The organism is Nocardiopsis sp. Huas11 (assembly GCF_003634495.1).
Taxonomy (GTDB): Bacteria; Actinomycetota; Actinomycetes; order Streptosporangiales; family Streptosporangiaceae; genus Nocardiopsis.
Genome location: NZ_RBKY01000001.1, coordinates 3012572 through 3035521, shown reverse-complemented (window position 1 = coordinate 3035521; position 22950 = coordinate 3012572). Strand labels below are relative to the sequence as shown.

Below are 22950 nucleotides of genomic sequence, written 5' to 3'. Positions count from 1 at the left end.
GCGCCCTCACTCTCACCCGCAGGAGCCCCGCGCCCGGGGCGGTGGCCTGGCACGGCCGCCGTCCCGGGCCCCGCGCCCGCGCCGCCCACACCCCACGCCCCCCATACCGCCCACGCACCCGAAGGGTCCCTGTCGTGACCACACTCGACCCGCCCACGCCCGTCCCCGAGGAGAACGCCCCCTCCCTCGTCAGGGGATGGCTCGCCGTCCTGGCCGTGACGCTGGGCATCTTCGCCCTGATGACCTCCGAGCTGCTGCCCGTGGGCCTGCTCACCCCCATCGGCGCCGACCTGGACGTCTCCCCCGGCACCGTCGGCCTGATGGTGACCGTGCCCGGTGTCGTCGCGGCCGTCTCGGCGCCTCTGGTGACGGTGGCCACCGGCAGGGTGGACCGGCGGCTGGTGCTCATCGTGCTGGTGGGCCTGGTGGGTGCGGCCAACCTCGCCTCGGCCTTCGCGACGACCTTCGCGGTCGTTCTCGTCGCGCGGTTCCTGATCGGCGTGAGCGTGGGCGGTTTCTGGTCCCTGGCCGGAGGCATCGCCCTGCGGCTGGTGCCGCGCAGGCATGTCGCCCGCGCCACCGCCGTCATCTTCGGCGGCGTCGAGACCGCCTCGGTCCTCGGCGTGCCCGCGGGCACCCTGCTGGGCGACGCGAGCGGTTGGCGCGGCGCCTTCGCGGCCGTCGGCGTCCTCGGCCTGGCCTCCCTGGTCTGCCTGGTCCTGCTGATGCCGAAGGTGGAGCCGAGGCGCACCATCACCTTCGCCGCCCTGCCGGAGGTCCTCAGGACCAACGCCGCGGTACGGGTGGGCATCGCCATGACGTTCCTCGTCATCACCGGCCACTTCGCGGCGTACACCTTCGTACGGCCGATCCTGCTGGGCGACGGCGTCGACGCCGGCATGGTCGGCATTCTGCTGCTCGTCTTCGGGGCCGCCGGCGTCTGCGGCAACTTCGTCGCGGGCGCGCTGATCGCCGTACGCCTGCGGCAGACCGTCCTGGGCATCGTCGTGGTCCTCGGCACGGCCATGGTGCTGCTCGCCCTCACCGACGGCGGCCCCGTACCGGCCGGCGCGATCCTCGTCCTGTGGGGCCTGGGCTACGGGGCCGTGCCGGTCACCTTCCAGACCTGGATCCTCGACGCCGCTCCGGACGCGACGGAGGCCGCCACCTCGCTGTACGTCTCGGCCTTCAACCTGTCCATCGCCCTCGGCGCCCTCGTGGGCGGCCTGGCGGTCGACGGTATCGGCACGACCAGCGTCCTGTGGATCGGCGGCGGCCTCGTCGTGCTCGTGCTCCCGGTTCTCGCCGGCACGCGGCGGACCGCGCGTGCCGGAGCGGTCTGATCCCCGGCCGCGCCGGGCTGGCCGCGGTCCCGGTCTATCGGAGCGGCCGGGGCACGACGCGAGCGGGACCGGGGGCCCGGGAACCGCGTCCGGACCGGGGGCCCGGGAACCGCGTCCGGGTCAGGACCGGGCGAAGGCCGCCAGCGCCGCGGTGAGCTCGGCGGGGGCGTCCTCCTGGACGAGGTGGCCCGCCCCCTCGATGAGCCGGACCTCGGCGCCCGGGATCAGGGCACCGAGTTCGTGCGCCTTGGCGACCGGGATCCAGCCGTCCTCCGTGCCCCAGCACACGAGCACCGGCATGTCGATGGTGCCGAGCCGGTCGTGGAACTCGTCGGTGTCCCGCGCCGTCGCCTGCGCGATCTGGCGGTAGAAGGCGGCCTGCCCGGTCGGCCCCGTCCACGGCGCCACCACACCGCGCAGCACCTCGGGGTGCAGGCCGCGCGGACTCACCGAGGACACGTACTCCTCGACCAGGGCCCGGTGCATGCCCTCGGGGAGCCCGGCGAACACCTCGGCGTGCTCGCCCAGGTGCCGGAAGGACGGCGAGCCCCACGGCCGCAGCGCCACCACGTCCACCAGGGCCAGCCGCCGGTACGGCACCCCGTGCAGCAGGTGGGCGCGCAGCGAGACCGCACCGCCGAAGTCGTGGGCGAACACCGTGGGCCGGTCCAGGCCCCAGTGCGCCAGGAGTTCGGTGAACACCCGCCCCTGGGCCGCGAGCGAGACGTCCTGGCCCTCGAACTTGTCCGAGGCCCCGTAGCCCGGCATGTCCCAGACGTAGACCTCGTGCGTCTGCGCGAGGGCCCGTGCCACCGCCCGCCACACGTACGACGAGAACGGGGTCCCGTGGCAGAGCACGACGGGTTCCCCGCTGCCGATCCGGTTCCAGCTCACCCGGCCGGACGACGACTCGAACGACTCATCCAGCTTCCAGTCCGTCAACGACTCTTCCTCTCCGTCGGTCCCATGGGCCTCACCGCACCATCGTCTCCGACACCGGTGACAGGCCGCCGACACGGTGGGCCGAAGCGTGTTCTAGGCGGACCGGGGCTCCTGGGCCTCCGCGCCGTCGCTGCGCCATTCGGAGGCCAGGACCGACCAGACCTGCTCGTCGTAGCGCTTGCCCTCGTAGGACCAGACCTCGCGCAGCACACCCTCCAGGGTCATGCCGAGCCGGGCGGCCACCGCGGCGCTGCGTTCGTTGTCGGCGCGGCACAGCCACTCGGCCCGGTGCATCCCCCGTTCGACGAACGCCCAGTCCAGCAGCGTGCGGCACGCACGGGTGATCAGACCGCGGCCCTCGGCGGACGGCTCCAGCCAGCAGCCGACCTCGCAGGTGCCCGCGCCGACGTCGAACTTCGCGAACAGCGTGCCGCCGACCAGCACGCCGTCGAGCCAGATGCCGTAGAGGCGGGCGCCGTCGGCGGCCTGGCGGTCGGCGTACCGGCGCAGGGTGGACCGCGCCCCGTCGAGGTCCTCGGAAACGAACGTCGACCCGACCCACGGCCGGATGTGCTCGCGCGCCCGGTCCATGTGCGCGGCGAACTCCTCGGCGTGCCGGACCTCCAGGGGACGGAGGTCGGCGGTGTCCGACAACGGGAGAGAGAACAAGAGGGCCCCACATTCACATAACGAGTGTTACGTCAATGTACCGTCGTGGCATGCCACGCACCAAGGGGGACCACGAGGCCCGCCGCCGCGACGTCTCCGAGGCGGTCTGGCGGGTGCTGGCCGCGCGCGGCTTCGGCGGGCTGAGCCTGCGCGCCGTCGCCGCCGAGCTCGACGCGACCACCGGCCTGCTCACGCACTACTTCCCCACCAAGCGCGACCTGGTCACACACGCCCTCGACCTGCTCGAAGAGCGCACCGCCGCCCGCCCCCGGCGCACCGCCGCGGAGGGGCTGGCCGCCGTCCGGGCCGCCCTGCTCGACATCCTGCCGATCACGGACGCGGCCGTGGACGGCAACCGGGTGTGGGTCTCCTCCTGGGACGCCGCCCTCGCCGATCCGCAACTGAGCGGCGACCACGCCCGCAGGTACGGCCGCAGCCGGGAACGGCTGAGCGCGCTGGTCGCCACGGCGCAGCGGCTCGGCGAACTGCCCGCCGGGGACCCGGCGCGCCTGGCGGCCGGGGCCCAGTCCTTCGTCCTCGGCCTGGTGGTCCAGGCCCTGTTCGATCCCCGGGCGTTCCCGCCCGAGCACCAGGTCGAGCTGCTCGACGACTACCTGGCCGCGCTGGCCTGCGCGCCCCCGGCCGACGGAGGCCCCGGCCCCACGGACCCTGGCCGCACGCCCGCGTCCTGACGTCCGGTCAGGGCACGAAGGCGCACGGCCAGCGGGCCAGCGGTTCAGCGGTTCAGCAGGCCGGAGAGTCCGGCAGCCGGTGGTTCAGCGGCAGCGGGTCAGCGGTCGATATACCGCTGCATGTCCTCCGTGTAGCGATCCCCCTGGACATCGATCCGTCCGGCCACCTCGGTGATCTCCGCCAGGTCCGCGGGCGTGAGCTCCACGTCCACGGCGTCGGCGTTCTCCCGTAGGCGGTGGGCCTTGGTCGTGCCGGGGATCGGCACGATGGACGGGTGCTGTGCCAGCAGCCAGGCCAGCGCGATCTGCGCGTGGGTGGCGCCCCTGCGCTCGGCGATGGTCGCCAGCAGGTCGACGAGGGCCTGGTTGGCGACACGGGCCGACTCGGTGAACCTCGGCAGGGAGTTGCGCAGGTCCGTCTCACCGAACGACGTGGTGCTGGTGATGGCCCCGGTCAGGAAGCCCCTACCCAGCGGGCTGAAGGGGACGAACCCGATGCCGAGTTCGGCCAGCGCGGGCAGGATTCGCGCCTCGGGCTCGCGCCACCAGAGCGAGTACTCGCTCTGCAGCGCCGCGACCGGTTGGACCGCGTGGGCGCGCCGGATGGTGTCCACACCGGCCTCGGACAGGCCGAAGTACCTGACCTTGCCCTCGCTGATCAGCTCCTTGACGGTGCCGGCGACGTCTTCGATCGGCACGTCGGGGTCGACGCGGTGCTGGTACAGCAGGTCGATCCCGTCCACGCCCAACCGGCGCAGCGAGTCGTCCACGGTCGCCCTGATGGACTCGGGGCGGCTGTCCAGACCGCTGGAGCGGGTGCCGTCGAAGGAGAAGCCGAACTTGGTGGCGATGACGACCTGCTCGCGCACGGGTGCCAGGGCTCGGCCCACGAGTTCCTCGTTGGTGAAGGGGCCGTACACCTGAGCCGTGTCGAAGAGGGTGACGCCGCGGTCGACGGCGGCGCGGAGGAGGTCGGTGCCGTCCCGTTCGTCGACGGGCGGCCCGTAGGCGTGGGTGAGTCCCATGCAGCCCAGTCCGATCGCGGAGACCTTCGGGCCGCTGTCGCCCAGAGTGCGTGTGATCACTGGTGTTCTCCTCATGTGTGGGCTGTGGTGTCGGTTCGGGTGGTCCGGTCGGCGCGTCCGGTCAGAGCACGCCGGGCGGCTCCGACCGCTCGGAGGGGGACCGCTCCCGCTGGTCGGGGGTGGCGGCCCAGCTGGCGAGCAGGTCGAGCGCCTGTTGGGAAGGCGATTCCGGTTCGGCGGTGTAGACGAACATCGTCAGACCGGGTTCGGAGAGCAACTCGAAGCCTTCGTAGGCCAGGTCCAGATCGCCGACCTCCGGATGGCGCATCCGTTTGGTCCCCATGCGGTGCAGACGCACGTCGTGGGCGGCCCATCGCGTGCGGAACTCCTCGCTGCGGGTGGACAGCTCACCGATGAGTTCGGTCAGTGCCTGGTCGTAGGGGTTTCGGCCCGCTTCGGATCGCAGCACCGCCACGACGTCCCGCCCCGTGCGGTCCCACTCCACGTAGAAGTCCGCGGCCCGCGGGTTCAGGAACCGGAACCGCGCGAGGTTGACCGGCCGGACGGGATCGTCGAACAAGGGTGCGTGCAGGGCCCGGCCCAGCGCGTTGGCCGCCACGATGTCGCTGCGGCCATTGCGTACCCAGGCGGGTGAGAGCTGGCCGTCGAGGATGCGCTGGACCCCCGGCCGCACCTGACGCACGGACGGACGCCGCCGCAGCGCCGCACCGGCGTTGGCCGCCCTCGCCAGGTCGAACAGGTGCGCCCGCTCGGCCTCGTCCAACCGCAGCGCGCGGGCGAGGGCGTCCAGCACGCCCTCGGACGCGCTACCCAGGCGTCCGCGCTCCAGTTGGGTGTAGTACTCCACCGACACCCCCGCCAGCTCGGCCACCTCACCGCGCCGAAGGCCCGGCACGCGACGCCTGCCACCGTGCTGGGTCAGGCCGACCTGCTCGGGAGTGACCTTCCCACGACGGGAGATCAGGAAGTCGCGAACCTCGCTGCGGTTGTCCATGCCCCCACGCTACGAGCCGGTGCGCACGGATGGGAGTCGCTGCGAGTACCCCTCTCAGGCGTCGCCGACGGCCCCGCCGACGCTCCGATCACGTGGCGGCCGCAGCACAACGATCTCCGCCGGCAGAAGCTCCTCTGCCCAGAACCGAACCGCCCGGACAGCACAGGCGGAATCGGTCAGCGCGTCGGTCGGTGGGAGCTCCGAGCCAGGGACGGACTCAGCGGTGCAGGACCGGCCGGTAGACGAGCTCCTGGATGTGGCCGTCGAGCGTGCGGCTCTCGATGAGCTCCAGGTCGAAGTCGTCCGCGCCCTGGAAGATCGCGTCGGTCCCGGTCCGGCCGGTGAGCACCGGGAAGAGGGTCACCTGCAAACGGTCGACCAGGCCGGCCGCCATCAGCGCCCGGTTCATCGCCAGGCTGCCGTGCGAGCGCAACGGCAGGTCGGACTCCTCCTTGAGCCGGGCGACGACGTCGACGGCGTCGCCGCTCACGACGGTCGCGTCCGGCCAGTCGAGCCGTCCTTCCAGCGTCGTCGACACCACCGTCGCCGGCATGTTCCTCATCCGCGTGACCCACGGGTCGCGCACCTCGGACTCATCGGTGCTCTCGGCAAGCATCTGCGCGAACATCCGATACGTGTTGGCGCCGAAGACCATCCGCTGCTTCTCGCCGAACAGGGCGTGGCGGTGGTCGAGCAGTTCGGGGCCCTGCTTGCCCCAGTAGCCGCCCCAGTCGCCGCCGGGGCCGTAGGAGCCGAAGCCGTCGAGGCTGGAAAAGACATCGAAGGTGTAGGTCGCGGTCATGGCGCTCTCCTCGCGCGTGCGGTCCGGTCGTACATGGACAGACCGGGAGCCACGGCGAAACTCATCGCCGCAGGGATCCCGGTGCCCTGCCGCCCCGACACGGTCCCGGAGTTCAGCGGCCCCGACACGGTCCCGGCGTTCGGCGGCCCCGGACGCGGCACGGAGGTCGGCCACGGCCGCGACGGCGCAGGCCGCTCTCCACCTACCCCTCGACTCGCAAGCCCAAGACCTCAGGAGCTTCAAGGACCTTCCCGACCTCAGTGGCGACACGCGTCGGGGCAGGAGCCGCGTCCAGGCCCCGGACCCGACCCCGGCCCTCGGGCCTCCTCCGCTCAGCCCTGGCGCGACTCCAGGTAGTCCAGCCAGCCGCCGTGCCCGGTGATGTCCTCGGCGCCCTCGGCGGCGGACGCCTCGCAGCCGAACCCGACCACCGTGCGACCGTCGGCCAGCGTCACCGAACCCAGCATCATCGGTGCGGGCAGGTGGGCCAGGAACGTGCCCAGCGCCGCCCGCGAGATCGCCCAGACCTCACACCGCAGCGCCCGTCCCCCCTGCTCGACCCGGAGCACTCCCGGCTTCGGCGGCGTGGTGGGCAGCGCCACCATCCGGTAGTCGGCGGCGGTCGTCGTCGCCTCCTCGAAGCGCGCCCCCAGCCCGGTGAGCTGGTGGTTGAGCGGCTGCCCGCGCAGGTGCGCGCCGAACACCGCCAGCCGCACCCCCCGCTCCGCGTCCGTTCCCTGCTCCGCGACGGGCTCGCCCGGGTCCTCCCCCGTCAGGGCCGCCGCCAGATCCAGGACCACCTGGTCCTCGAAGGCGCCGCCGATGAGGCTGACCCCGAACGTGTGGCCGTCCGCCTCGCCCGCGGGCACCGCCACGGCCGCCATGTCCAACAGGTTCACGAAGTTCGTGTACGTCCCCAGGCGCGAGTTCTCCCCCACCGGGTCGGCCGCGACCTCCGCCAGCGTCGGATGTCCGACCGTCGTGGGCAGCAGCAGGGCGTCGAACCCGGAGAGCAGGGAGCGCGCCTGGGCCCGGTACCGCGCCAGCCGGTGCTGGTCGGCGGCCAGTGCGTGGGCCGGGAGCCCGCCGGCGGGCACGATGATCCCGCTGACCGTGGGGTCCGCCGACTCCGGGCCGCTCTCCAGGAACTCCCCCACGGCGGCGTAGCGCTCGGCCACCAGGGCCCCGTCGTACAGCAGGCGGGCCGCCGCCAGCAGCGGCGACACGTCCACCTCCAGGGTCCGCACTCCGGCCGCCCGGAGGGTGTCGGCGGCCGCGTGGAACGCCGCCCGCTCCGCCTCGCTCAGCGGCTCCAGCCCCTCCGCCGTGGGCACGGCCACCGCCGCCGGGGAGCGCGGGCCCAGCCGCACGTCGGCGGGCAAGGTCCGGCTGTAGGCGTCCTCGGGGTCGGGTCCGATCATCTCCGCCAGCGCCCGGCGGCCGGTCTCCAGGTCCGCGGCGAACACCGTCACGCAGTCGTAGGGGCGCGCCGCCGGGACCACCCCGGTCGCCGGGACCAGCCCCACCGTGGGCTTGAGTCCCACGATGCCGTGCAGGGCCGCCGGCACCCGGCCCGATCCGGCGGTGTCGGTGCCGACGCCGATGTCGGCGATGCCCAGCGCCACCGCGACCGCCGACCCCGCGCTGGAACCCCCGGAGATCCGTTCCGGGTCCAGGGCGTTGCGGACGGCGCCGTAGGGACTGCGCGTGCCCACGAGACCGGTGGCGAACTGGTCGAGGTTGGTCTTACCGAGGACCAGCGCGCCGGCGTCCACGAGCCGTTGGACGGCCGTCGCGGTGGCGCCGGGGGTGTAGGCGAACTCCCGGCACGCCGCCGTGGTGGGCAGCCCGGCCACGTCGATGTTGTCCTTGACCGCCACCAGCGCTCCGGCCAGGGGCAGGTCCGCCCCGGCGGCGATCCGGCCCTCCAGGGTCTTGGCCTCCACGGCCAGCTCGTGCTCCGGGCGCAGGTGGATCCACACCTCGGGGCGGTCGGCGTCGGCGATCCGCTGGTACGCGGCCCGGACGCGGTCGGTGGGGGTGGGCATCAGGCGGTCTCTCCTTGCGTGATGACGGCCAGGGCGCGCCCCGGGTCGAGGTGCTGTCCCGGCGCGACGAGGATGTCGGTGACGGTACCCGCGAGGGGCGCGCGGACCACGACCTCCAGCTTCATGGCTTCCAGCCGGACCACCGGCTGGCCCTCCTCCACCGTGTCGCCCGGCGCCACGTCGACCTTCCACACGGAGGCGGACAGCGGGGACTCCACCAGGCTCGCGCCGGGCGGGAGGTCGAGCGCGCCGGTGTCGGGCACGGGCTCGGGTTCGGGCTTGTCGTCGAACTCGCCCGCGGCCTCCCACGCCCGGCGCTCGGTCTCGAACGCGGCCGCCTGGCGCTCGCGGAAGGCGTCGATGGACGCGGCGTTCTCCGCGAGGAAGCGCTCGTGGTCGGCGAGCACGAACTCGCCCTCGCCGATGGCCGGTTCGTACCGGCCGGCCAGGAGGTCGGCCCGGATGTCGAGCAGTTCCCCGTGCTCGACGGGGTACCAGCTGATGCGGTCGAAGAACCTCAGCAGCCACGGGGTTCCGGGCTCGAAGGGACCGTACTGGCGCAGCCCCGACCAGATCGGCACCGTCCGGCCGATGAGCTGGTAGCCGCCGGGGCTCTCCATGCCGTAGACGCACAGGTAGGCGCCGCCGATGCCGACCCCGGCCTCCGGGGTCCAGGTGCGGGCGGGGCTGTACTTGGTGGTGACCAGTCGGTGCCGGGGGTCGAGCGGGGTGGCGGCGGGCGCCCCCAGGTAGACGTCGCCCAGGCCCAGGACCAGGTAGGAGGCGTCGAAGACGATGTCGCGCACCTGATCGACGGAGTCCAGGCCGTTGATCCGGCGGATGAACTCGATGTTGTCGGGGTTCCAGGGCGCGTCGTCGCGCACCGCGACCTCGTAGCGGGCGATGGCCTCGTGGATGGAGGGGTCGTCGAAGGACATCGGCAGGTGCAGGGTCCGGCTGGGCACGCTCAGCCGGGAGGTGGGCGGCAGCCCTGCCTCGATCTCCTGGAGCAGGCCGAGCAGGGTGCGCAGCGGCAGGACGTCGGGATCGATGTGCAGGTGCAGCGACCGCACGCCGGGCGTGGTGTCGACGATGCCCTCGGGCGCCGCCTCGTCCAGCGCCGCCATGAGGGCGTGCACGCGCATGCGCAGCCCCAGGTCGAGCACCATCGGGCCGTACTCGACCAGGACGTTGTCGTGTCCGCTGCGCCGGTAGGTGACCTCGGGAGTGCCCTCGCCGGCCAGGATCCGGGCGAGCACGCCGTCGTCGCCGTCGGACCCGGTGCCGCGCAGCAGCGGGGCGGCGGTGGGGGTCGAGTGCAGTTTCTCCGCGGCGGCCTCGGTGACCGGGTGGAACCGGACGGTGTCGCCGGGCCGGAGCTGGCCGACCTTCCACCGGGAGCCGGTGACGACCGTGACCGGGCACACGAACCCGCCCAGGCTGGGGCCGTCCGGGCCGAGGAGCACGGGGGTGTCGCCGGAGAGGTTGACCGCGCCGATGGAGTAGGCGGTGTCGTGGACGTTGGAGGGGTGCAGCCCGGCCTGGCCGCCGTCGGCTCGGGCCCAGGTCTGTTTGGGGCCGGACAGGCGGACGCCGTTGCGCGCGGACTGGGGGTGCACCTTCCAGGCGGTGGCGTAGAAGTCGGCCAGTCCCTCGCGGGTGAGGAACTCCGGCGCCGCGTGCGGCCCCTCGGACACCTCGATGTCCCAATGGGAGTGCGCCGCGGCCGAAGGCCGTCCGTAAGCGGGGGATGCCGCGGCCGAAGGCCGTCCGTTGAGGGTGGTGGTGGGCGACGGGTGGGCGGTGGTAGGCGACGGGTGGGCGGTGGTAGGCGACGGGTGGGCGGTGGGCGACGGGTGGGCGGTGGTGGGCGACGGGGAGGGGGCCGCCGCGCCCGCCTCGACGGGGGCGGCGAAGTCGGGCCGGTCCTCCTCGGGCACCGGCCGCGGCGCGGTCGCGGCCGGAGGGGCCGAACCCGGCCGCAGGACGTCGCCCAGGCGCAAAGCCCGACCGCTGTGGCCGCCGTACTCGCCCGCGGTGAACGTGGACGCGCTCCCGAGGTACTCCGGGACGTCCAGGCCGCCGCGCACCAGCACGTACGTGCGCATGCCCGGACCGTGGGCGGCGCCGACGTCGAGCAGGCCGCCCGCCGGCACCTCGACCGGCTCCCACTGGGACACGGCCGCGCCGTCCACGGTGACGTCGGCGGGGGCGCCGGTGACGCACACCGTCATGGCGGCGGAGAACCGCAGCGCGGGCCCCTCCATGGTGCACTCCAGGCCGGGCGCTCCCTCGGGGTTGCCCAGGGCCCGGTTGCCCAGGCGCAGGGACAGGTCGTCCATGGCGCCCGACGGCGGCACGCCCACCTGCCAGTAGCCGGTGCGCCCGGGCCAGTCCTGGACGGTGGTGAGCGTCCCGGCGCGCTCCACCTCCACGCGCGGCTCCGGGTCACCGACGCCGGCGCAGGTCGCGGTCGTGTGGGTGAGCACGCGGACGTCCTCGTGCGCGGTCAGGGCGCGCAGCATCCCCAGGTTGGTCTGCACCCCGTCCACCCGGACCCCGGCCAGGGCGCGGCCGAGCCGGTCGAGGGCGTCGTCGCGGTTCTCACCGCGCACGATCACCTTGGCCAGCATGGGGTCGTAGTCGCTGGTGACGCGCTGGCCGGTCTCCACCCAGGCGTCGACGCGCGCGTCGGCGGGGAACTCCACCCGGGTGAGCAGCCCGGAGCTGGGACGGAAGTCGTGGGCCGGGTCCTCGGCGTACACGCGGGCCTCGACTGCGTGGCCGGTGAGCGCGGGCCCCTCCGGGGGCACGTCGGCCAGGACGTCCTCGCCGCGGGCCAGGCGCAGCATCCAGGCGACCAGGTCGATCCCGGCGACCTCCTCCGTCACCGGGTGCTCGACCTGCAAACGGGTGTTGACCTCCAGGAACGAGGCCTCGCCGCGGTCGGCGTCGAAGACGAACTCCACCGTGCCGGCGCTGCGGTAGGACACACCGGCGCAGAGTTCGCGGGCGGTGCGGTGGAGCTCGGCGCGCAGTGCGTCGGGCAGGCCGGGGGCGGGCGCCTCCTCCACGACCTTCTGGTTGCGGCGCTGGAGGGAGCAGTCCCGGTCGCCGACGGTGACCACTCCGCCCCGGCCGTCGCCGAAGACCTGGACCTCCACGTGGCGGGCCCGGGAGACGAAGCGCTCGACGAACACGCCGCCTCCGCCGAAGTGGGTCTGCGCCATCCGGCTGACCTGGTCGAAGGCGGCGCGCAGCTCCTCCGGGTCCGCGCAGGCGCGCAGCCCGATCCCGCCACCGCCGGAGGTCGACTTGAGGATCACGGGATAGCCGATCGCCGCGGCCGCGGCCACGGCCGCGTCGGCGTCCGGCAGGGTCTCGCTGCCGGGGACCATGGGCAGCCCGGCCGCCGCGGCGGCCTTGCGCGCGGTGTGCTTGTCGCCGAACTGCTCCAGGTGGCGGGGCTCGGGCCCGACGAACACCATTCCGGCGTCCTCGACCGCGCGGGCGAAGGCCGCGCTCTCGGACAGGAAGCCGTAGCCGGGGTGGACCGCGCCCGCCCCTGCGGCGGCGGCCGCGGCGAGCACGCGTTCGATGTCGAGGTAGCTCTCGGCGGCCGGCGCGGGGCCGAGCCGGACCGCCTCGTCGGCGAGCCGGGTGTGCGGCGCGCCCGCGTCGGCGTCGGAGTAGACCGCGACGGTGCGCAGGCCGAGCTCGCGGGCGGAACGGATGATGCGGCAGGCGATCTCGCCGCGGTTGGCGACGAGCACGGTGTCGAACACGCTGGCTCTCCTTGTGTCCCAGGTCGAAGCCCCGGGCTGGGCGGGCTGGGCGGGCGGGGCGGCGGTGGGGTCAGTGGGTGTCGGAGTGCAGGGCCATCTGGGTGAGGGCGCGTTGCGCGCGTTCCAGGACGACCGCCATGGACGCGCCCACGTGCTCGTGCATGGCCCGGTAGGCGGCGTCGAGTTCGTCGGCGAGGAGGTGCTCGACGATCTGGATGTGCTCGGCGATGGTGGAGGTGATCCGGTCCCCGGTGAGGAAGTCGTACATGCGCACACGGCGGATGCGCTGGTTGACGGAGACGAGGGAGTCGGTGAGCGCGCGGTTGCCGGACGCCGTGGACAGGGCGGCGTGGAACTCCTCGTCCAGGAGGACGAAGGAGGGGTCCGGTGCCGGGGGCTGGGCGCGCAGCTTCTCCCAGCGGTCGAGTTCGCCGAGGAGGATCTCGCGGTCGTGGCGGATGGAGGGGTCCTCGATGGCGCGGGCGATGCCGCGCAGTTCGAGGGCCACGCGCAGCTCGTAGAGGTCGCGTAGCTCGGGGAGGTTGGGGACGGTGACGTAGAAGCCGTTCTCCCGCCGCTCGACGAGGCCGTCGGAGTGCAGCCGCGCGAGGGCCTCGCGGACGGGGGTGCGCGAGACGCCGAAGCGTTCGGCGAGTCTCACCTCGCCCAAACGGGTGTGGGGGGTGACCCGTCCGCTGAGGACCTCCTCCCGCAGCAGCCCGTAGACGCGGTCCCGGCGGGAGGTGGCCGTCGGGTCAAAGGACGGGCCAGGACGTGTATACATCGGTGTGTCCATGACCCTTGACGCTAGGAAGGGCGTGTTTCCAGGGCCCTGTCGGTCCGTGAAGCCTGTGTTTCTCCGTGTTTCGCCGTGTTAATTGGTTTGCGGGGGTTCCGCCCGGTCCGATAGGAAGCGTGCATGCTGAGAGGTACCAAGGTCGGGCTCCGGGCCCGCCACGAGGAAGACGTCCCGATCCTGCGGGCCGAGCTGTACGACGACGCGGTCACCGGCTCCCGGGCCGAGGGGCGGCCGTGGCGGCCGATGCGGCCCGGCGCGGAGGACGCTCGGCTCGTCGTGGACGACACCAACGAGGGACTCGTCTCGTTCTCCGTGGTGGAGCTCGACGGCGGCACGCTGGTCGGCACCGCGAACCTGTGGGGGATCGACAACCACAGCCGGTCGGCGCACATCGGGCTGGGACTGCTGCCGTCCTGCCGCGGCGAGGGGTACGGCAGCGACGTGGTGGCGGTGCTGTGCTACTACGGCTTCACCGTGCGCGGGATGCGGCGGTTGCAGATCGAGACGCTGGCGGACAACACCGCGATGCTGCGCGCGGCCGAGCGCAACGGCTTCGTCCGCGAGGGCGTGACACGCTCCTCGGCCTGGGTGCTCGGCGAGTTCCTGGACGAGGTGATCCTCGGTCTGCTGGCCGAGGAGTGGAAGCCGGGGTCCTAGGGCGCCAAGGAGACTGCGGGCGCACCGCGCCGGGGACGACCGGGCGCGGGGGCGCCGGCGTGTGCCTAAGCTGCGTCTATGCGAGTGAGTGGACCGGGCCGTCGCGCCGTCCTCCTGGGCGCGGCGACCGTCGCGCTCGGCGGCGCGCTGGGCGGCTGCTCCCGGGGCGGCGTCCGCGACCTGCCCGAACTGGTGGTGGCGACGGGGCCGCCGGGCGCCGTCTACCGGCGGATCGGCGGGAAGATCGCCGAGGTCCTGGACGAACGGCTCCCCGGCACCGACGTGCGCGCCGTGGAGACGGGCGCCTCACACGCGAACCTGGCCCTGCTGGCCTCCGGTGAGGCCCATCTGGGGCTGGCGGCGCTCGACTCGATCCTCGACTCCGGCACCGGGCGCGATCTCGGCGGCGATGGCGGCAGCGGCGGTGCCCTCATGGCGATCGGCCGCCTCTACGACGCCTTCGTCCACCTGATGGTCCTGGTCGGCTCGCCCGTGTGGCGGGCCTCCGACCTGGAGGGCCTGCGCGTCTCGGTCGGCGCGGCCGACTCGGGGACGGAGTTCACGGTGTCGCAGATCGTCGCCGAGACCGGCCTGGACTTCGAGGAGGTCCGCCTCAACCAGTCCGAGTCCGCCGCGGCCCTGGCCGCCGGCGAGATCGACGCGATGTTCTCCCTGACGGGTCTGCCCACCCCGGCGATCGCCGACCTCGCCGAGGAGCGCGCGGTGCGGCTCATCGACCTGTCCGACACCGCCGACACCCTGGCCGACACCCACCCCGACTCGTACCTGCCCGCGAACATCCCGGCCACCACGTACGAGGGCGTGCCGTCCACGCCGACGGCGGCCATTCCGAACCTGCTGCTGTGCCGGGAGGACCTGCCCCACGACGCCGCCTTCGCGGTGACCGACACCGTGTTCACCAACGCCACGCGGTTGGCCGCCGCAAGCCCCGTGGCGGCGCAGATCAACGTGCGGACCGGGATCTCCACGGGGGTCGTCCCGCTCCATCCGGGCTCGGCGGCCTGGTACCGGGAGAACAAGCCCACCTGAGGGCCCATGGCGGGCGGCGCGGGGGGCCGCGTGCTCACCGCCGCGGCCCCCCGTCCGTGTCGCTCTGGTCATCGTCGTCGCGGTGCTCGGCGCCGAGGGGTCCGTCTTCGTCCGCGTCCCGGTCCTCCTCGTCGCGGTGCCCGGCGCCGCCGCGCTCGTCCGGCTCGTCATCGCGGGCCCGCGCCCTCGGCAGGGTGATCACGACGCCGAACCCCGGCCGGTCGCCGAACCGCAGCCCCTCCTCCAGCGCCAACCGGCCCCCGGCCTGGCGGACCAGGTCGGCGACGATCGCCAGCCCCAGCCCGGTGCCCTCGGTGTTCTGGTGCCGCGAGGACCGCCAGAACCGGGCGAGCGCCGCCTCGCGCTCCTCCTCCGGCAGCCCTTCACCGTCGTCGAGCACCAGGATGCCGACGCCGTCCTGCCCGTCCGACCGCAGCCGGATCTCGACCCGGGTGCCGCGCGACAGCCGGATGGCGTTGCTGAACAGCTCGTCCAGGATGCTGCCGAGACCGCCCGCGGGAGCCTGGACCCACACCCCGGCGGGAACGTCGGTCGCCACGGTGAAGCCGCGGGCGTCGCCGAGGGCACGCCAGCGCGACACCCGGGTGTCGACCACGGCGGCGACCTCCACCGCGTCCGTGCCGGTGATGCTCTCCAGGCGTGTGGCCGCCAGGAGCGAGTTGAGCATCCGGTGCATCACCATGGTCTCGTCGACGGCGATGGCGTGCGCCTCGCGCGCGTCGTCCGTCGTCAGGTGCGGCGCGAGGTTCTCCACGGCCAGCCGCAGGCTCGCCAGCGGGTTGCGCAGCTGGTGGGAGGCCTCGGACACGAACGACCGCTGGCGTTCGAGGGCGCCGCGCACGACCGCGACCATCGTGTTGAAGGACTCCGTGAGCCGCCGCAGCTCGGGCGGGCCGCGCTCGGCGTCCACGTGCACCTCCAGGTCGCCGGAGGTCACGGCGGTGGTCGCGGCGTCCAGGCGGCCGATGGGGCGCAGGACCCACCGGGACAGCGGCATGGCCGCCGCCGCCAGCAGCACGAGCGGCGCCAGGCTGATGAGCGCGAGCCACCCCCACGAGCGCAGGACCGACGCGCGCAGCCCGTCCGGGGACACGGCCACCACGATCGCGCCCTCGACCTCGCTGTCCCGGCCGATGGGCTCGGCGACCACGAGCGCCTCGGTCGTCCACGGCCACACCGTCGCGGGCGGGCCGGGCCGCTCCCCGGCCAGGGCGAGCCGCACGGCGCTGATCTCCCCGGCCGACTCCACGATCTCCCGCAGCCGTCCGGGCGGCTCGGAGCCGACGACGAGTTCCTCGGCGGGCGAGACCACCGCCACGGGGGTGTCGTAGAGCTCCCGGTAGCGTTCCAGTTCCTGGGCCAGGGCGTCCTCGCGCCCGGCCTCCAGGGCGGTGCGGGCCAGCGAGGCGAAGCGGCTCGCGTCGGCCAGGCGGTCGACGTACACGTCCTGGGTGCGCTGGTGCGCGATGACCGTGCCGATCGGCACGGCGACCGCCGCCACCAGGACGAACACCACCGGCAGCAGGAGGGTGAGCAGACGCCGGACCACGGGCTAGGCCCGATCCAGGACGTAGCCGACACCGCGCACGGTCCGGATGCGCACGTCCTGGCCGATCTTGGCCCGCAGCGAGGCGACGTGCGTGTCCAGGGTCCGTGAGGACGCCTCCCAGGCCGCGCCCCAGACCTGGTCGAGGATCTGGTCGCGTGCCACCACGGCGGGCGAGCGCTGAGCGAGCAGCACCAGCAGGTCGAACTCCTTGCGGGTCAGTCGGAGCGCCCGCTCCCCCACTCGCGCCTCGCGCGCGTCGACGTCCAGGGTGAGGGGGCCCACCGTCACCGGGGGCTCGCCCTGGTCCACCTCGGCCCGCGCGGACCGGGTCCGCCGCAGCACCGCGTCGATACGGGCCAGGAGTTCGGCCACCCCGAACGGCTTGACGACGTAGTCGTCGGCTCCGGCCCGCAGCCCGCGCACGCGCTCGCGCTCCTCGCCCCGCGCGGTCACCGCGATGATCGCGGTCTGGGGGCGCTCGCGCAGCCGGCGCAGGAGGTCGATCCCGTCCAGATCGGGCAGCCCCAGGTCCAGGAGCACGACGTCGGCCGGCGGCGCCTCCAGCGCCCGCTCGGCGGTGGCCACCCGCTGCACGTCGTAGGACGCCGCCCGCAGCGCGGTCACCAGCCCACGAGCGACCCGGTCATCGTCCTCGACCACGAGTATCCGCATGCCAAGCATCGTAGGCCGACGCGGCGGTGGTGCGGCGCCTGGAGCAGCGCCGCGTCGAACGCACCAGACCGTCGGCCGCCCGGTTCTCGGGCGGCCGACGGTGATCGGGGGACGGACGGTGCCCCCGGGGCAGCGGTCTGGTCAGGCCGCCGCCGCGGCGGCGGCGCGGCCGCGGGCTCGGCCCCAGGGCAGCAGGCGGTCCAGGGCCAGGCGCCCGCCCGTGAAGCCGAGGGCGAGGGCGGCGGCTCCGAGGACCAGCGGGAGCTCGTAGCCGCCCAGGAGGGGCTGGCCGGCGTGGACGGTGGCGATGGCGACGGCCATCTGCGCGGCCAGGACCAGGCCGACCGCGGGCAGGGCGAAGCCGACGATGAGCAGCGCGCCACCGACGATCTCGACCCCCGTGCCGATCAGGGCGGCGTACTCGGGGAAGGGGATCCCGACCGAGCCGAAGAACCCGGCGGTCCCCTCCAGGTCGGCGGCCTTGTCCAGGCCGTGGGCGACGAAGGTGACGCCGACGACGATTCTGGCGAGCAGGGTCGTGACGTCGCTGATCCTGAGTGACCGGTCGGCCATCGGGGTCTCCATTCCGTGAGCGGGTGTCGGACGCGCACCAAGCTTGAGAGCGCAATCTCTTTCCAGGAAACTACACACGCAGACGGATGTCACGGACACCCACCGTGTCCTTCGCCACGGTGGCGCCGTCAGGCGTTCCAGGGCGTGCTGGACTTCTCTCCGAGGGCGCCGAGCATGGCCGCGGAGATCTCGCGCAACCGCTCGACCTGCTCCTCATCGAGCGCGTCGAACACCACCCGCCGCACCTCGTCCACGTGCCCGGGCGCCGCCTCGCGCAGCCTCGCCAGGCCGGCCTCGGTCAGCGCGGCGATGGTGGTCCGCCGGTCGCCCGGGCGCTTGTACCGGCGGATCAGGCCGTCGGCCTCCATCCGGGAGACGGCGTGCGAGAGGCGGCTCGGCGAGGACAGCAGCCGCTCCGCCAGAGCGGTCATCGTCATCTCGCGGTCCGGCGCCTCCGACAGCACCACGAGCGCGTGGAAGTAGGCGTGCGGCAGTCCGGAATCCCGCCTGAGCTGGCGGTCCAGCGCGCTCTCCATCAGGCGGACGGCGGCCATGAACGTACGCCAGGCCTCCTGCTCGTCCTCGCTGAGCCACCTCGTGTCGGCCATCGGGCCCGGACCCTCCGAAATATTTGAGCGTTCAATTATGTTCTGGTCAGACATCAGCGATCCTAGCCCCGGAGGCTTCCATGACGCGTCCACGGCGTATGCCGACCCTGTACCTCAGCCACGGCGCACCGCCCCTGGCGGATGACACCCGGTGGACCCGTGAACTGGCCGACTGGTCCGCCGAGCTGCCCCGGCCCCGCGCGATCCTCATGGTCTCCGCGCACTGGGAGGACGCCCCGCTCACGGTCGGCGCGACCACGGACGCGGCCCCGCTGACCTACGACTTCTGGGGCTTTCCGCAACGCTACTACGCGGTCACCTATCCCCACCCCGGAGCGCCGGGGCTCGCCGAGCGCGTCAGCGCCCTCGTCTCCGGGCCCGGTCGGCACGTCCACCAGGACCCGGCCCGCGGCCTGGACCACGGCGCGTACGTCCCGCTCAAGGAGATGTACCCGGACGCGGACATCCCCGTCCTCCAGGTCTCCATGCCGACCCTGGACCCCGCGGAGCTGCTCGAACTGGGCCGGCGCCTGGCGCCGCTGCGCGAGGAGGGCGTCCTCATCGTCGGCAGCGGGTTCACCACGCACAACCTGCGCCTGATGTCGCCCACGACGCACGGGGACGCACCGGCGTGGTCGTCGGAGTTCGACGACTGGACACACCGCACCGTGCTCGACCACGACGTGGACGCGCTCCTGGACTTCGAGCACAAGGCGCCCGCCGCCTCGCTCGCGCACCCGCGCAGCGACCACTTCGCGCCGCTGTTCGTCGCGCTCGGGACGAGCCTGGACGCCCACGACCGGTCGACGTCGACCGTCGACGGGTACTGGCACGGCATGGCCAAGCGCTCGTTCCAGTTCGACTGAGCGCACCCGGGAAAACCGGTGTCGGAACGTCGGCACCTCCTGCCAGGATCACGGCATGTCCCACACCACGCATCCCACCGACGCCAGATCGGTCCAGGACCTCCTCCGGGTGCGGGAACGCGCCAAGTTCCTGTTCTTCTGGGGCCACACGCCGCCGGCCGACGGCAGCGTGTCGGCCTCCTGCCTCTCCCAGTGGTGGCCGGCCGACTTCACCGTGGACGGCATCTCCTACGCCACGGCCGAGCACTACATGATGGCCGGCAAGGCCCGGCTGTTCCGCGACGACGAGGCCGCCGAACGGATCGTCGCGGCGGGCCACCCGCGCGACGCCAAGGTCATCGGCCGCCAGGTCCGCGACTTCGACCAGCAGGCCTGGGAGGCCGCCCGGTTCGAGATCGTGGTGCGCGGCAACGTCGCCAAGTTCGGACAGAACGCGGAGCTGCGCGACTTCCTGCTCGGCACCGGGCGACGCGTCCTGGTCGAGGCCAGCCCTCGCGACAGGGTGTGGGGCATCGGCATGAGTGCGCACAACGAGAACGCCGAGGATCCATCGGCGTGGCGGGGCGCCAATCTGCTCGGATTCGCCCTCATGGAGGCCCGCCACCGCCTCGCGGCCGACTGAGCAGGGGCCCGAACGAGGCGTCGGATTTTCGCCAGCACAGCGCTTCCAGGTCCGCCAATGTGGAGCACATGAACGAACTGGAAAGCAAGACGGCACTGGTCACGGGCGGCAGCCGAGGCATCGGAGCGGCGGTCGCCCTGCGGCTCGCCGAAGCCGGGGCGGACGTGGCCCTCACCTACATCAGCGGCGAGGAGGCCGCGACCGAGGTCGTGGAGAAGATCAGGGCGACCGGACGGCGGGCGGTCGCCCTGGGGTCCGACAGCGGGGACGCCGCCGAGGCGGCCGACGTGGTCGAGCGCGCGGTGGCGGAGCTCGGGCGGCTGGACATCCTCGTCAACAACGCCGCCTCCTTCCCCTTCCTGCCCTCCGACGACGTCACGCCCGAACACCTCGACCGCGTCCTGGCCGTGAACGTCCGGGGGCCCTTCCTCACCACCCAGGCCGCGCTGCGCCACATGGGAGAGGGCGCCAGCGTGATCACCATCGGCAGCAACGTCATCGAGCACGTGCCCTTCCCGGGGCTCACCCTGTACGCGACGAGCAAGGCGGCGCTCGTGGGCATGACACGCGGCCTGGCCCGTGAACTGGGCACGCGGGGGATCACCATCACCCTCCTCAGCCCGGGACCGATCGACACCGACGCCAACCCGGCCGACGGCCCGAACGCCGACGGCATCCGTTCCCTGGTCCCGCTCGGCCGCTTCGGGCGCGCCGAGGAGATCGCCGACACCGTGCTCCACCTGGCCGGTCCGGGCGGCCGGTTCGTGACCGGCACGGAGATCCACGTCGACGGCGGCATCAACGCCTGACGCCCACGGGAGCAGGCGCTAGGCCGTGTTTTTTTGCGGCATTCCGGGCTCGCGGCCGCCAGGACCGCCTCTCGCGGCACCTCTGCGCTCGTGCAGCACCACCAGGCTGAACTTCGCACAGCGGCTTGCGAGAGACGACCTGACGACCGCGAGCTCATCCGAAAGCCTTCAGAAAAACACGGCCTAGAGGCAGGATCCGGGAACGGAGCGGTTCGACATGCCCTCCTCGACGACCCGTTGGAGCAGGGAGCGGAACTGGCGCCGCTCGTCCGGGCTCAGGGCGTTGAGGAGGTCCTCCTCGGTCTCGGCGACGGCCTGCCCGGACCCCGCCAGCGATCGGCGGCCGACGTCGGTCACGGTGACCACGCGGGCGCGCCGGTCGTCGGGGTCCGGGTGCCGGTCGATGAGCCCCTTGCGTTCGAGCTGGTCCAGGACCGGCGTCAGCGTGCTCTTGTCCAGGCCGGCCTTGCGTCCGATGGCGAGCTGGGTGGGCGCGCCCTCGGCGATGGCGGTGAGCGTGACCTGCTCGCGCACGCTCAGATCCAGCTCCGCCAGGCGCTGCTCCTGCGTCTGCTTGGAGACGTGGCCGGCGATGGACAGCAGCAGGACGAGGTGCTCGCGCAGTGGGCGCTCCGCCACGGGGGCTCTCCTTCGGGGTGGGGTCGAGATCTTCTCAGACTAGACGTTCTCACCACACGTGGATGTGGCGTGTCACCCGCGTCCCTCAGGCGAGGAACCCGGTCAGGTGCCGGATCACGACCTCGGGCTGCTCCTCGGGGAGGTAGTGGCCGCTGTCCTTCACTTCCACCACCCGCACGTCGACCCCCTTGGCGGGCAGGACGGCCGCCAGGTAGTCGTGGTTGCTGTGGTCGCCGCCGAGCGCGAGCACCGGCATGGTCAGCGGCGCGTGGTGCTTCTCGTCCTCGATGTCGCGCATGAACGACCGGTACCAGCCGTTGCCGGCCCGGATCGCCTCCGGAGAGGAGTAGGCGCGCGCGTAGATCTCCCGCTCCCGCTCACCGATCGATCCGCCGTCCAGGAGCATGTAGTCGAAGAGCGCGTCGATCCACTCCCGCTCGCGGCCGACCAGCAGCGTCTCCGGCAGGCCCTGGACCTGGTTCAGGGCGAACCACCACAGGTAGATCCGGGAGCCGGCCGTGAAGTCGCCGTCGACGTGCTGGTCGGGGCTCGGGATCAGGGTCAGTCCGTACATGCTCTCGTCCGGGTGGTGCACGTCCAGCAGCACGAGCCGGTCGACGAGCCCGGGGTGGTTCGCGGCCAGCGACTGGGCGACCATGGCGCCGATGTCGTGCCCTGCGACGCTCACCTTCTCGAGCCCGAGCGAGTGCGCCAGTTCGGCGATGTCGCGGGCCATGGTCCTCTTGTCGTAGCCGGTGTCCGGCTTGGCCGAACCGCCCATACCGCGCAGGTCGACCGCGATCACGCGATGGCCTCGGGCGAGCTCGGGCATGATCTTGTGGAACTGCCACCAGGTCTGCGGCCACCCGCCGAGCAGGATCAGCGGATCGCCCTGGCCGCCCTCGACGTAGTGCAGGCGGGTGCCGTTGACCTGCGCCTGGTGGCTGGTGAAGTCCCCCTCCAGCGAGCGGGCCAGGGCCGCGTCCGTCAGTACCTCGGTCATGGTGACCCCCATATGTTCTGAGTTGAGAACGTCTTATGTGAGAAGAGTATGGATCCTTCCTTCTCACGTCAAACGATCGGAAGCGGGCGCAGGGGGTCCTCGGCGGAGGGCGGAAGCAGAGAACAGAGGGCGGACGGGGGAAGGAAGTGCGAACGAAAGTCGAAATGCACCGACTCGCGAGGAACGGCGGCAGAATTCCCATGACGTACACCGGGATTTCGCACCCGCCGCCCCCCGCGCAGGAGTAGAGTCCGAATTCGCGGACAGCACGGTGCCCCAGCGCCACAGGCGCTCACGCGCGCCGACCGACGGCAGCGCGACCCCAGGAAAACGTTCCTTCGAGTGCGATATTCGCGCTGATCGATGTGCCGGGCACCGTCCTTCCTTTCGACAGGACGCAACCACCCAGGGGATTCCCATGGCCTATTACCGCATTCAGCTGAGCGACGGCTCCTCCCGCACCCTCCAGGCGGTGCGCATGCGCACCGACGCCCGCAGCCTCTACCTGGAGGAGCACAGCGCCGGGCAGTGGCAGGAGGTGTTCGCCAACCCGCTGACGGACGTCGAGCGGGTGCAGCGACGCTTCACCGAGAACGACGGCACCTGGACCTGGCTCAACGAGCGCCTGCCCGCGCCGATCGGTGGCGTGCGCGCCTGGTGACCGGCGGGCCGGGGGACGTGCGCGGCGGCGTCCCGGCGTCGGGCGGCTGAGCGGGGCCCGCGCCGGAAGCGCGCTCCGACGGCCGCAGGCACCTGGGGCC

Annotated in this window: 22 protein-coding genes; 8 read left to right on the top strand and 14 right to left on the bottom strand. The window is 73.1% G+C overall.

Annotation, left to right across the window (positions count from 1 at the left end; genetic code table 11):
- Positions 1–134: 134 nt before the first annotated feature.
- Positions 135–1343: an MFS transporter gene (locus DFP74_RS13695; RefSeq protein ID WP_121182054.1), complete on the top strand. Its 1209-nt coding sequence runs from the start codon at positions 135–137 to the stop codon at positions 1341–1343.
- Between the two features lie 120 nt (positions 1344–1463).
- Here the strand turns inward: DFP74_RS13695 and DFP74_RS13690 are convergent, their stop codons facing one another.
- Together DFP74_RS13690 and DFP74_RS13685 are read right to left on the bottom strand one after the other, a co-directional pair.
- Positions 1464–2285, bottom strand: a complete 822-nt coding sequence (locus tag DFP74_RS13690) for an alpha/beta fold hydrolase (protein ID WP_121182053.1) — start codon at positions 2283–2285, stop codon at positions 1464–1466.
- 93 nt (positions 2286–2378) lie between these two features.
- Entirely contained in the window at positions 2379–2954 is a 576-nt protein-coding gene (locus tag DFP74_RS13685; protein ID WP_121182052.1) for a GNAT family N-acetyltransferase, read from the bottom strand.
- 50 nt (positions 2955–3004) lie between these two features.
- On the opposite strand from DFP74_RS13685, the gene DFP74_RS13680 reads away from it, so the two are divergent.
- Positions 3005–3646 (top strand): TetR/AcrR family transcriptional regulator, encoded by a 642-nt coding sequence (locus tag DFP74_RS13680; RefSeq protein ID WP_121182051.1) that lies wholly within the window; start codon positions 3005–3007, stop codon positions 3644–3646.
- 98 nt (positions 3647–3744) lie between these two features.
- Here DFP74_RS13680 and DFP74_RS13675 read toward each other — a convergent pair whose 3' ends face one another.
- The 6 genes from DFP74_RS13675 to DFP74_RS13650 form a co-directional block, all read right to left on the bottom strand.
- Complete coding sequence (locus DFP74_RS13675; RefSeq protein WP_121182050.1) at positions 3745–4731, bottom strand: aldo/keto reductase; 987 nt, start codon at positions 4729–4731, stop codon at positions 3745–3747.
- Between the two features lie 61 nt (positions 4732–4792).
- A complete protein-coding gene (locus tag DFP74_RS13670; protein ID WP_121182049.1) occupies positions 4793–5686 on the bottom strand; it encodes a helix-turn-helix transcriptional regulator in 894 nt (297 codons plus the stop codon).
- Between the two features lie 217 nt (positions 5687–5903).
- Complete coding sequence (locus DFP74_RS13665) at positions 5904–6488, bottom strand: dihydrofolate reductase family protein (RefSeq protein WP_121182048.1); 585 nt, start codon at positions 6486–6488, stop codon at positions 5904–5906.
- Positions 6489–6820: 332 nt separating this feature from the next.
- Positions 6821–8536 (bottom strand): allophanate hydrolase, encoded by a 1716-nt coding sequence (atzF, locus tag DFP74_RS13660; RefSeq protein ID WP_121182047.1) that lies wholly within the window; start codon positions 8534–8536, stop codon positions 6821–6823.
- Positions 8536–12321, bottom strand: coding sequence for a biotin carboxylase N-terminal domain-containing protein (locus tag DFP74_RS13655; RefSeq protein WP_121182046.1), 3786 nt, complete (start codon positions 12319–12321; stop codon positions 8536–8538). Before DFP74_RS13655 ends, atzF begins: the two co-directional genes overlap by 1 nt.
- 70 nt (positions 12322–12391) lie before the next feature.
- Complete coding sequence (locus DFP74_RS13650; protein WP_233570971.1) at positions 12392–13105, bottom strand: GntR family transcriptional regulator; 714 nt, start codon at positions 13103–13105, stop codon at positions 12392–12394.
- A gap of 135 nt (positions 13106–13240) precedes the next feature.
- Here DFP74_RS13650 and DFP74_RS13645 point away from each other — a divergent pair, with 135 nt between their 5' ends.
- The gene (locus DFP74_RS13645) at positions 13241–13777 is read left to right on the top strand and encodes a GNAT family N-acetyltransferase (RefSeq protein ID WP_121182044.1); all 537 of its coding nucleotides are present in this window, start codon (positions 13241–13243) and stop codon (positions 13775–13777) included.
- A gap of 78 nt (positions 13778–13855) precedes the next feature.
- Positions 13856–14827 (top strand): TAXI family TRAP transporter solute-binding subunit, encoded by a 972-nt coding sequence (locus DFP74_RS13640; RefSeq protein ID WP_121182043.1) that lies wholly within the window; start codon positions 13856–13858, stop codon positions 14825–14827.
- A 34-nt stretch (positions 14828–14861) separates the two neighbouring features.
- Here DFP74_RS13640 and DFP74_RS13630 read toward each other — a convergent pair whose 3' ends face one another.
- From DFP74_RS13630 to DFP74_RS13615, 4 genes are all read right to left on the bottom strand, one after another.
- The gene (locus DFP74_RS13630) at positions 14862–16397 is read right to left on the bottom strand and encodes a HAMP domain-containing sensor histidine kinase (RefSeq protein ID WP_199725635.1); all 1536 of its coding nucleotides are present in this window, start codon (positions 16395–16397) and stop codon (positions 14862–14864) included.
- 3 nt (positions 16398–16400) lie between these two features.
- Positions 16401–17078 carry a response regulator transcription factor gene (locus DFP74_RS13625; protein ID WP_121182041.1) on the bottom strand — a complete coding sequence of 226 codons (678 nt, stop codon included), beginning with the start codon at positions 17076–17078 and terminating at the stop codon, positions 16401–16403.
- A gap of 132 nt (positions 17079–17210) precedes the next feature.
- Positions 17211–17642, bottom strand: coding sequence for a DoxX family protein (locus DFP74_RS13620; RefSeq protein ID WP_121182040.1), 432 nt, complete (start codon positions 17640–17642; stop codon positions 17211–17213).
- Positions 17643–17770: 128 nt separating this feature from the next.
- A complete protein-coding gene (locus DFP74_RS13615) occupies positions 17771–18250 on the bottom strand; it encodes a MarR family winged helix-turn-helix transcriptional regulator (protein WP_121182039.1) in 480 nt (159 codons plus the stop codon).
- A gap of 80 nt (positions 18251–18330) precedes the next feature.
- On the opposite strand from DFP74_RS13615, the gene DFP74_RS13610 reads away from it, so the two are divergent.
- The 3 genes from DFP74_RS13610 to DFP74_RS13600 all read left to right on the top strand — a co-directional run bounded on the left by DFP74_RS13610 (position 18331) and on the right by DFP74_RS13600 (position 20547).
- Complete coding sequence (locus DFP74_RS13610; RefSeq protein ID WP_233570970.1) at positions 18331–19116, top strand: dioxygenase; 786 nt, start codon at positions 18331–18333, stop codon at positions 19114–19116.
- Positions 19117–19171: 55 nt separating this feature from the next.
- On the top strand, positions 19172–19738 hold the full coding sequence (locus tag DFP74_RS13605; RefSeq protein ID WP_121182037.1) for an NADAR family protein: 567 nt from the start codon (positions 19172–19174) through the stop codon (positions 19736–19738).
- A gap of 68 nt (positions 19739–19806) precedes the next feature.
- On the top strand, positions 19807–20547 hold the full coding sequence (locus DFP74_RS13600; RefSeq protein WP_121182036.1) for an SDR family NAD(P)-dependent oxidoreductase: 741 nt from the start codon (positions 19807–19809) through the stop codon (positions 20545–20547).
- Between the two features lie 183 nt (positions 20548–20730).
- Here DFP74_RS13600 and DFP74_RS13595 read toward each other — a convergent pair whose 3' ends face one another.
- Both DFP74_RS13595 and DFP74_RS13590 read right to left on the bottom strand, forming a co-directional pair.
- Positions 20731–21186, bottom strand: a complete 456-nt coding sequence (locus DFP74_RS13595) for a MarR family winged helix-turn-helix transcriptional regulator (RefSeq protein ID WP_158613002.1) — start codon at positions 21184–21186, stop codon at positions 20731–20733.
- 85 nt (positions 21187–21271) lie between these two features.
- Positions 21272–22189 carry an alpha/beta fold hydrolase gene (locus DFP74_RS13590; RefSeq protein ID WP_121188239.1) on the bottom strand — a complete coding sequence of 306 codons (918 nt, stop codon included), beginning with the start codon at positions 22187–22189 and terminating at the stop codon, positions 21272–21274.
- A 418-nt stretch (positions 22190–22607) separates the two neighbouring features.
- Between DFP74_RS13590 and DFP74_RS13585 the strand changes: the two genes are divergently transcribed.
- Complete coding sequence (locus DFP74_RS13585; protein ID WP_121182034.1) at positions 22608–22850, top strand: hypothetical protein; 243 nt, start codon at positions 22608–22610, stop codon at positions 22848–22850.
- Positions 22851–22950: the final 100 nt, after the last annotated feature.